The organism is Polyangiaceae bacterium (assembly GCA_020633205.1).
Classification (GTDB): Bacteria; Myxococcota_A; Polyangia; order Polyangiales; family Polyangiaceae; genus JAHBVY01.
Window position 1 is genome coordinate 1,589,110 of the sequence record JACKEB010000010.1, and the last position, 10,233, is coordinate 1,599,342.

Annotated in this window: 6 protein-coding genes; 1 reads left to right on the forward strand and 5 read right to left on the reverse strand. The window is 63.0% G+C overall.

The window, feature by feature from the left end; translation table 11 throughout:
* Entirely contained in the window at positions 1–2,910 is a 2,910-nt protein-coding gene (locus H6718_06720; GenBank protein ID MCB9585071.1) for a DEAD/DEAH box helicase, read from the reverse strand.
* A gap of 321 nt (positions 2,911–3,231) precedes the next feature.
* On the opposite strand from H6718_06720, the gene H6718_06725 reads away from it, so the two are divergent.
* Positions 3,232–6,627, forward strand: coding sequence for a TM0106 family RecB-like putative nuclease (locus H6718_06725; protein ID MCB9585072.1), 3,396 nt, complete (start codon positions 3,232–3,234; stop codon positions 6,625–6,627).
* Between the two features lie 85 nt (positions 6,628–6,712).
* Here the strand turns inward: H6718_06725 and H6718_06730 are convergent, their stop codons facing one another.
* The 4 genes from H6718_06730 to H6718_06745 all read right to left on the reverse strand — a co-directional run bounded on the left by H6718_06730 (position 6,713) and on the right by H6718_06745 (position 10,079).
* Complete coding sequence (locus H6718_06730; protein MCB9585073.1) at positions 6,713–7,105, reverse strand: hypothetical protein; 393 nt, start codon at positions 7,103–7,105, stop codon at positions 6,713–6,715.
* A gap of 10 nt (positions 7,106–7,115) precedes the next feature.
* On the reverse strand, positions 7,116–8,636 hold the full coding sequence (locus tag H6718_06735; protein MCB9585074.1) for a hypothetical protein: 1,521 nt from the start codon (positions 8,634–8,636) through the stop codon (positions 7,116–7,118).
* The gene (locus H6718_06740) at positions 8,629–9,477 is read right to left on the reverse strand and encodes a hypothetical protein (protein ID MCB9585075.1); all 849 of its coding nucleotides are present in this window, start codon (positions 9,475–9,477) and stop codon (positions 8,629–8,631) included. Before H6718_06740 ends, H6718_06735 begins: the two co-directional genes overlap by 8 nt.
* Before the next feature lie 137 nt (positions 9,478–9,614).
* The gene (locus H6718_06745) at positions 9,615–10,079 is read right to left on the reverse strand and encodes a hypothetical protein (GenBank protein MCB9585076.1); all 465 of its coding nucleotides are present in this window, start codon (positions 10,077–10,079) and stop codon (positions 9,615–9,617) included.
* Between the last annotated feature and the right edge of the window lie 154 nt (positions 10,080–10,233).

Here is a 10,233-nt window from a genome sequence, read left to right on the forward strand (position 1 = left end):
TCAGTTGCTGGGGGCTTCGGGGAGCACCCACCGAATCGTGAAGAGCGTCTCGCGCTCGGCGCTGGTCTTCAGCTGGCGCTCGATGTCTTCGATGAGCTGTGTGCGCTTCTTGTCGACGTCGTCCTGGGCGTCGAAGAGCTGGCGCCGCTTGCTGTTGCGCCGCTGCTCTAGGGTCTTGATCCGCCGCTGGGCTTCGAGCTTGTCAGCAAGCACGACCTTCGTCTTCGAGTCCTTGCGGGCGGCCCGGATCTCGGCGTCGAGCTCCTTGAGCTCGCGCTCCAGCGTGAGCTTCACGTCCTCGGCCCAGCGATCGAGCTTGTCGACCTCTTCCTCGAAGTACTTCCCATTGCGCGTCTCGATCTCTTCGAGCTTGGCCGCGTGCTGCTGGGCGAGGAGATCGTCGAGCTGGCCGCTAACCTCGCCCGAGACCGTGGCCGCACCTGCTGCCCTGCCGGGAACATTGAGGAGACGGTCGCACCACTCGGCGTCGAGTGCCTCGGCACCAACACCTGCAGGAAGACCGGAGTCCGCGATGGCGGCCACGAGGAGATGCTCCTCCTCCTCGATGGACTTGACGGTAACCTTCGTGGCTCGCAGCCAACCACTCTGACCGAGGCGTTCGGCAAGGATGGCGACCGGCGCACCGTAGGCTTGGTAGTCGAACACTACTTCGCCGTCGTTCACCTGCCGCGCGAGTGAACGCTGAATGAGCGCCTGCGCCAGCGGGTGATCCGTACGGAAGAAGTGACCTCCCCGTTCTTCGGCCTCCTTCCAGTCAAACGAGTAGCTACCGCTTGGCGCAAGAGCCTCGCCACTTGGCTGGTAGTGGAAGCGTGCTGCGCCGTCCTCGAACGTCGCCTCCGCACCAAGCTCGCTTCTGGCAAGTGCCAACAGTCGCCGCCCTCGTTCGTCGAGTGCCGCTCGGGCCTCATCTCGGTGCACCCGAAGCCGGTCATGAACCTCTTCGTCGAAGTAATCCAGGACGACCTGTCGCGTTTGGGCAAGGCGGTCCTGAATCTGGTCGTCAAGATCCGCCTGGAGCTTGGCGAAGGCCCATGCGATGTCTTCCTGCGTTCGGCAGTCCTGGTAAATCTCAGCGATGCGGCGTTCGATGTCTACCCCGGATTCGAGGGCGCCAAGCACCTCATCGCTGGACCCGAAGACACCGTCGAAGAGGTGGAACTTCTTCGCCAGCAGCTCGTACACACGCTCATCAGCGGCGTTCTTCTTGTTGAGGAAGTTCACCACCACGACATCGTGCCTCTGGCCATAGCGATGGCAACGACCGATGCGCTGTTCGATACGTTGAGGGTTCCACGGGAGATCATAATTCACTACGAGTGAGCAGAACTGGAGGTTCACACCTTCTGCAGCTGCCTCAGTGGCGACGAGGATGGTGGCACGTTCACGGAACTCCTCGACGATAGCTGCCTTGACGTCAACCGGTCGGCTGCCGCTGACCACCTCCTGACCTCCGTGACGGGCCAGCCAAGCCTTGTAGATGTCCTTCGACCGCTGGTCCGCATTCGTACCGTTTAGGATGACAACCTTGCCTTCGTACCCCAAGCGTTCCAGCAGCTCGAACAGGTATGCCTGCGTGCGCTGGGACTCGGTGAAGACCACTGCTTTTTGGGCGCCGCCCAGCTCGGCAGCCTTGCCGAACGCGGTTGAGAGGGCATCGAGCAGTGCGTTGCCCTTCGCGTTGTGGGAGATCCTTTCGGCCAGAGCGAGGTACCCCTTGAGCGCGTCGATTTCGGCCTGCAACAACTCGCGTTCGGCAGCCGACGACGAGCTGGTGTCCCCGTCGAGGTCGGCTCCGCTGTCGTCCCACTCGTCACGCGTCTCGTCGTAGCTCTCATAGTCCGCAACCAGCTCGTCGACGTCCTCAGCATCACGCATTTCCTGAACCTGCTTTTCGAGGCGGTTGATCAGGCTGCGCAACGTGCCAGCGATAGCAAAGCTCGACGACGCGAGGAGCTTGCGCAGCACCATTGTCATCAGCTTTCGTTGGGCTCGCGGGAGGGCGAAGAGAGCCTCACGCTGGAGATACGCGGAAACTTCCTCATACAGCTGTTGTTCGTCATCGGTCGGGAAGAACTCCCAGGTGATCGGGATACGCTGGGTGAACTTGATGTACTCGAGGACCTGGCGGCGCAACGTGCGGTGGCAGACCGGTGCTAGTCGGCGACGGAGGTCCTCGTTCCGCAGGCCTTCATCATCCACCCGCACGAACTGGTCACGGTACGAGGGTTCATCGCCGAAGATGTGGGGGTCGATGAAGCTCACGAGGCCATAGAGTTCCATCAGCGTGTTCTGCAGGGGCGTCGCGGTGAGCAGGACCTTGCTACTAGCTTGCAGGGTGTCCCGCAGCGTCCGCGCCAACTTGTTGCTCTTCTTGTAGACGTTGCGAAGGCGATGCGCCTCGTCGATCACCACCAGGTCCCACGGGTGCATCGCCACGATGTCCGACTTGTTGGCCGCGAAGTGGTAGGAGCAGACGACAACGCGGTCTTCCTGGTCGAACGGGTTGGTCTTGCCTGCCTTCACGATGCGGTTGAAGCTGGCGGACTCCAGCACGATCGTCGGGATGTGGAACTTGTCGTCGAGCTCTTGAGCCCACTGCTTGCGGAGGGTGGCGGGCACGATAATCAAGATCCGACGACGTCGCTCAGCCCAGCGCTGGGCAAGCACTAGTCCCGCTTCGATCGTCTTGCCGAGACCCACCTCGTCGGCGAGCACCACGCCCTTGGAGAGTGGCGAGCGGACGGCGAACAGCGCGGCGTCTACCTGGTGCGGGTTGAGGTCAACCCGTGCGTTCGAGATCGAACGCGATAGTTGCCCGAGGGACCCCGACGGTCCCTTCAACGAGAGTTGGGTCGCCCAGTACTTGCTCTGAAAGAATGTTGTCATGCGGCGCGACTCATTTCCCCATGGATTCTATGGCGAGCGGAGCGACCTGCCCTGCATCGGAAGGCAAACCCAGAAGGCACAGGCGAGTCCGCCTGCCGTGTCGGAAAGGCGTCAGCTCTTGAAATCTCGGGCACAGACGGTCTCTCTCGGCACGCAGTTCATGCTCCCCGGTGAACGAGATCAGCCGAGAGTAGCGTGAGCCTATCACTGCGGTCGCTCTCCAAAGCCAGCGAAAGACGCGAATTTCGGCTAGCCTACGTGAGGGCTTGGTTTCAACGAGGCTAGCCCTACGTCTTCATCTCGCACTCCAGCGGAGCGACCATGCGGATTCTGGGCACCGAGATAGGGTTGTCGGCGACTGACCTAGCCAACCACGTAGGATGCCAGCACCTAACACGACTCAACCGCCAGGCGGTGTGCGGAGAAATCTCACATCCCGCCTGGAGGGACCCCCTCCTGGAAACACTTCGAGCGCGCGGGCTCGAACTGGAAACCACGTACATCCATTTTCTACAAACCCAGGGCTTGTCGGTCTTTGACGCAACAGCCGCAGATCAACCCGCTGGTGTTGAGACCACCATCGCGGCGATGCGGAGCGGGCATGACGTGATCGTCCAACCCTTTCTGGAGGATGGCCGATGGGTTGGTCGTGCTGACATCCTTCGACGGGTACAGCGCCCGAGCAAGTTGGGCTCGCACTCGTACGAGGTGGTGGATACCAAACTGGCGAGAGAGACGCGTGGCGGAACGATCCTTCAGCTCGTGCGTTACTCGGAAATGGTGGCCAGATTGCAGGGGAATCAGCCCGAACTGATGCACGTGGTCTCCCCCGGAAACGACTTCACGGCAGAGAGTTTCCGTGTCACCGATTTCGTCGCCTACGTTCGCTTTGTGAAGGCCGACCTAGAGAGGGCGGTCGAGGCGAATGAGAGGCAAACCTATCCAGAACCCGTTCCGCGGTGTGAGACCTGCCGGTGGTGGCGTGTCTGTGACCAACGGCGTCGCGCCGATGACCATCTTTCGTTGGTTGCTGGCATTTCTCGCGGTCAACGGCAGGAACTTGAAGAATGGGGTGTCGACACTCTCTCGGCTCTGGCGGCGCTACCACTTCCCATTCAACAGCGACCACGCCGGGGAGCCCGTGCTAGCTACGAGCGGGCGCGCGAGCAGGCCCGAGTGCAACTCGAAGCGCGGGTGAGCGGAGGGCCTGTCTTCGAACTACTGTCGCGCACTGCCGACCGCGGATTGGCTCTGCTCCCGGAGCCGTCGAGCGGTGACATGTTCTTCGATATCGAGGGGGATCCATTCGCGCTGGATGGCGGACTCGAGTACCTGTTGGGCTGGGCCACCCTTGAGAGCGACCGCCCCGCCTACCACAAGGTGTGGTCCGTGCAACGTAGCGACGAGCGCGAAGCCTTTGAACGATTTGTCGACACTGTGCTGACCCGGCGACGCCAGTGGCCGACCATGCACGTGTACCACTTCGCGCCCTACGAGCCGTCCGCCTTAAAGCGCCTCATGGGCAGGTTTGGTTCCCGCCAAGATGAGGTCGACGAACTCTTGCGCGTGGGGACCTTCGTTGACCTGCACAAGGTGGTTAAGCAAGCCGTCCGCGCGAGCGTGGAAAGGTACTCACTCAAGGACCTTGAGCAGTTCTACGCCTACGCGCGAGACGAAGATCTCCGGGAGGCATCGAAGGCGCTGCGCGCGGTCGAACGCTTGCTCGAGCTTGGTCAGCCAGGGGGGATTACAGGAGCACTCCGAGACTCGGTGGAGGCCTACAACCGCGATGACTGCGTCTCGACGCTTCGTCTACGCGAATGGCTGGAAAGCCTGAGAATGGGTCTCGTCGCAGCGGGTGAAGACATCCCGCGCCCCGCCGTTCCAAACGTCGCGCCCGCCGACGAGGAACCGCCCGAGGTACGCGTGGTCATGGCCCGGCTCCTCGACGGGGTTCCCGACGATGCCGCGGAGCGCACCCCCGCTCAGCAAGCGCGGTGGCTGCTCGCGCACATGCTCGAATGGCACCGCCGCGAAGAGAAGGCGCCCTGGTGGGAGTACTTCCGCCTCGTGGACCTCTCCGACGATGAGCTGCTCGAAGAGCGCTCGGCGTTGGCGGGACTGGAGTTCGTGGCCCGGGTCGGCGGCACCGACCGCTGCCCGGTGCATCAGTATCGCTTTCCGCAGCAGGACAGCGACGTTCGTGACGATGACCCACTGCGAGGCGGCGACGGCGACCACGTCGGGACCGTCGAGTCGATCGACGTTGTCGGGAGGACCGTCGAGATCAAGAAGAACGGCGCGATGGCAGACGCCCATCCGTCTTCGGTATTCGTCCACCGAGTCATCCCCGCCGAGGAACAGGCCGCCGCGCTGCTGCGACTCGGCCGCTGGGTAGCCAACCACGACGTGGACGCCGACGGTGCGTTTCGAGCAGGCCGTGACCTTCTGCTCCGGCGAGCGCCGCGGCGGGAGGCGTCGATCGAGTTAACGCAGCTTCTCCGTGACGGTGAATCGACGCTGGACGCTGCGAAGCGCGTTGCACTCGAGCTCGACCGCGGGGTCCTCGCGATTCAAGGGCCACCGGGTGCGGGAAAGACCTTCACTGGGGCTCGAATGATCTGCGAGCTGGTGCGCGCCGGTAAGAAGGTCGGCATAACCGCTCTGAGCCACAAGGTGATTCGCAACCTTCTCGACGAGGCCGTGGAGATTGCCGAGCAGCAGCGTCTTCTCATCCGTTGCACGCAGAAGGTGAAGGACAAGCCCGCGAAGTGGGACGGCGATCCCATTCGGGAGGTCGGCACCAACAAGGCTGTGGTCGACCAGCTCGCGAGTGGCGAAGCGCAGGTCGGCGCCGGCACCTCGTGGCTCTGGGCGAGGGAGGAGATGTCCGAGGCCGTAGACGTGCTCTTCGTGGACGAGGCAGGCCAGATGTCGCTCGCCAACGTGCTTGCGGTAGCGCAAGCAGCCAAGAGCGTGGTTCTGCTCGGTGACCCACAGCAACTCGAGCAACCCCTTCAGGGTTCGCATCCCGATGGCGCCGAAGCCTCTGCGCTGCATCATCTGCTAGGCTCCAGAAAGACCATCGCGACGGACGTCGGGCTGTTTCTTCCCGAGACGTGGAGACTCGGTCCCTCGATTTGTTCGTTCACCTCCGAGGTGTTCTACGAAGGGCGCCTGCATTCGCGTGACAGTCTTGCGAAGCAGGTGCTTGAAGGTCCCGAGGCTCTGGTTGGCGCTGGACTATTCTTCGCTTCGGTGGAGCACTACGGGAACTCGAGCTGCTCCACCGAGGAGGTGGCTAGAGTTGCCGCGCTCTGGGAGCAACTCACCGGTGCCGTCGAATGGCAGGACCAGAGGGGTCGGCGGCGGCCCGTTCAATCGAAGGACGTGCTGATCGTCGCGCCGTACAACGCCCAAGTAAGTGCGATTGGCGAGCGACTTCCAGACGCTCGAGTTGGCACCGTTGACAAATTCCAGGGGCAGGAGGCGCCGGTCGTCATCTATTCGATGGCCACGTCTACCCCCGACGAAGCCCCACGGGGGATGGAGTTCCTCTACAGCCTCAACCGGTTCAACGTCGCCACGTCTCGGGCACGTTGCGCGTGCATCCTCGTTGCAAGCCCCAGACTGTTCGAACCCGAATGCAGAACACCACGGCAGATGCAGCTCGCGAACGCGTTCTGTCGTTACCTGGAGCTAGCACGACGACTCTAGTGCTTCCCTCAACCGCTCGCCGCACGCGGTCGAGCACGTCCCCCTGCTGGTGCACGAAGGCCAACGGCTGCGGAACTTACGCCCGCTATTCCGATAGGATCGCCTGCCCCTCCTCGAGGATCCGAGTGTAGTCCGTCACCCAACGCTCCATCCGCTCAACCAGCGCGTCGGAAACGTCGAGGTGACGAGCGACGTCGAAGATGCGCTTGCGCTCGTTCTCAGTGTAGCTGCCATCGACGGACGCCAACACGATACAGTCCCTAACGATGATGCGCTTCGTGACGGTGGACGCGACCGCGCTCGCTGCGACGTCCGCCGGCGTTGCCAAGTCTGGTAAGGGCAAACCCATAGCCTCAGCTTGCCCATTGATAAACGCTTCTTCTTCGGGTTTCACGCCGTCGACTTGGGCAACGGCAATCAGCGCATTGAGATACGTCGGGCCGTCGAAGTCACTCAGGATCAGCGATACGTCAATCATACAACCTCCCTCACGAGCGCATGAACACGTCCAGGTCGTCCTCGTTCTTGATGATCTCAGCCTCAGCAACGCCGTGGGCTTGGGCAAGTCTGACGCTTACGGAAAGCCGCAGCTGGGCGTTCAGGGTCGGGTCGAACGCGGCGGTGGTGAGAACGCCAAGGCGCTCATACTCCGCGATCAGACTTTCGAGCCTAACCAGGAGCGACGCGTCCAACCTTTGAACCGCATGGTCGAACCGCTTCTCTAGTGCGGCGGTGAGGCGCTTCTCATCCTCGCCGAGGTACGAGGAGTACACGCTAACCATCAGGCGACCCGCCGCAGCGCCGACCAACGCACCGAGTATCGGCAACGGGATCACTGTCTGCCCAATCGCCGTCGTTAGCCCGACAATGGCTCCCTCCGCGCATACGAGCTGCCCCAGATCGACAAACTCGTCGAAGTCGATTTCCCCGGCGTGGTAGCGAGCCCTGACCTTGTTCAGCGCAAGGGCTGAACTCACCACGGCGCCAGCGAAGGGCGCTGCGAGGTCAGTGCAGTTGGTCAGGGTGTAGATCCCCGCGGCACTGACTCCACCCGATACGGCGCCCTTGGTGGCCCCCACGCCAAGATCTGCCCAGTCTTGTCGTGTGAAGTCCCCTCGAAGTGGGTTCTTGCCCTGCCTCAGCTTCGCATAGATGCCTGTGGCCAGCTGCACGCCCGCTCCCGCAGCGGCTCCCATAGCCGCGGCTTGCGCCGCGCCGGCGAGCGAAGGCTCGGCGGCTGCACGGTTCGCGGCGTCACGATCGCGGAGGTCTTGCTGCTGAGCCCTGCGCGAGCGGTCGACCTCCTCTTGGTGACGGCGCATCGTATCGTGCACCGGCCCTTCGGGAGCATTCGGACCCAGCACCGCACGCGGGCCCAACTGAACATCCCGGTAGCTTGAGACGCCGGGTCGCACGACCTCTTCGAAGGGTCGGCCAGTGCTTGCCTCAACCTCGGAGATCTTTCGGAGTAGCGCCTGCTGTGCTCGTGTCCCGAGCTCGGTGCTCTCTCCGGCGCGAACACTCAAGGCCTCGGCGTATTGGTCGCGGGGGATGTGGTAGACGCCGTCGAACGCTTCATACTTGTGCGCGTGATCTAGGATGTGGTCGAGGGTGTTGCGCGTGCCATTGATGAATTTCGACTGCACGTCAACGCCATCAATCACGTAGTCGACGGGCCCGGTGCGATGCACGACGTCGATGGCGGCACTCGGCTTGAGGTGGGCCATGTAGTCGCGTGCGTTCCGCACAGCCACCTCGACCTGCTCGGCTACCTCGCCATGCTTGGTTCCAGGATTCCCGAGGATCCCCTGAGGGTTCTTCACGAACTCGACGACCTTCTGAAGCTCGGTGGTCGCATCCGCGTAGTCCTTTGACCAAAGATCCGCGAGGCGGTGAAGATCGCCGGTTTGTGTCTGCAGCGTAGCGGCGCGTTGAGCCTGTTCCTGCGCAACAAAGGCTGCGGCGGCCTGAGCGGTGAGATGCGGCTCGTCGGGAATGTTATCAGGCATCAGACACCTGCCGATTCAACAGCTTGCCGAGCGTACGAATATTGTTAATGAGCGCCGCGAGTTGTGCCTTCTGATCTAGCGTGAAAAGGAGGTAGTCGTCTGGCGCTGGGCTCATCTCACGCAGTTGCGCTTGAGAGCCGTCGGTGTGCTCCTGCGTGAGAGCAGAGAGTTCGCCGATTTCCGTTCGCAACGCGCCAAGTGCACGAACTTCGCCTTCGATACGCTCCGCCTCATCAGTCGCCTCTTTCGCGATGCGCCCGTTGCGCACGTGAGTCAGCGCAACGCCGCCGGCTATTGCGACGCCACCAATCGTCCACCCAACGGGACCAGCCAGCGCCAGGAAGGCCTGTCCGGCGGCCATACCACCCCCACCGGCTGCCGTGGCTCCGCCTCCAAGCCACGCTAGCGCTGCGCTGGTTTGCGCAGCACCGGAGAGCGCGGCTATCGCGGTGCCTGTGCTCGCGGTACCCCATGTCGTAGCTACGGCCATGGCAGCCGTCGGACCGAATGCCGCCACGCCCACGCCCGCCGCGATGCCGCTAGCCGCCGTTCCGCCGCTGACCCGCTCCACGCGGCTGCCTTCAACATGGAGCCTCTCTACGGTGTCGTTGAAGTGACTCACTTCGACGCGTACCTCTGAGATGACCCGCTCGAACTCCTTTGGTGCGTTCGCAAGGCGATTCACCAAGTTCTCCACCTGGACGATAAGCTCGACCGATTCACAGCGCAGTCCGTGCAGCTCGATTGCGGCCTGGGTGGTCTCCGACACTTCCGCTTCATGCCGCTCCGCTGCCTGCCTCAACCGGGCGAGGGCTGCCTTCTTGGTACCAAGGTTCAACACGTGCCGTACCTCCGTCCGCGAGCTATTCGTATCAGCATACTTCGGAACCCACAGCCCGTGTCAGAATTGAATGAAGGCAAGACAGACAATGTCCGACTCGCCAACGAACGGACTTCGCCAGGCGCCCTATGCACGCTTCAATGGAGCCGATCGGATAGCCGGATGCTTGGATAGCCGCGCGTCGAGAGGTGATCCGGGTGGATCTGGGCTCCTGCTAACTCACTCTTGTATCGCTGCCCCCACCATCCCACGCTCTTCACCGCCTCCCTCAGCGGCCGCTCCGTCATCGGCTCGACCCCGTCCGCAGCCTCCAGCGACACGACGTACGCCTGGATCGCCGGGCTCAGGTAGGTGAGGTTCAAGATCTGGGTCACCCGCGGCTGCGACACGCCGAGTCGCCGCGCGAGTTCTCCGACGCCGCTCACCTCGCCGCGCTCGAGCACACCACGCAGCTGATGCGCGAGGGCCAACAGCCGCGCAACGTACGCGGGGCGTCGGCACGTTCCGGGTGGATCTGCAGCCTTCGCAGGTTTGGGTCGCGGCTTGAGCTTCGCGCGGACCACCACCGCGTCGGAGTCGCGTCCCCGGATCCTACGCGGCACGGCCATCTCCCTTGAGCGCCTCGCCCACCCAGGGCTGGAGCGCGATCTCCACATCGCCGTTCGGCTCGTCCACGTCCACGCGTGCGACCACCGATTGGATCACGCGCACACGGTTCCGCGGGAGCAGGTTCCGCCACACCTGGTGAAAGCCCTG

Coding starts and splice junctions, on each gene's coding strand:
- H6718_06720 (MCB9585071.1), bottom strand. CDS start 2,910: ATGACAACATTCTTTCAGAGCAAGTACTGGGCGACCCAACTCTCGTTG.
- H6718_06725 (MCB9585072.1), top strand. CDS start 3,232: ATGCGGATTCTGGGCACCGAGATAGGGTTGTCGGCGACTGACCTAGCC.
- H6718_06730 (MCB9585073.1), bottom strand. CDS start 7,105: ATGATTGACGTATCGCTGATCCTGAGTGACTTCGACGGCCCGACGTAT.
- H6718_06735 (MCB9585074.1), bottom strand. CDS start 8,636: ATGCCTGATAACATTCCCGACGAGCCGCATCTCACCGCTCAGGCCGCC.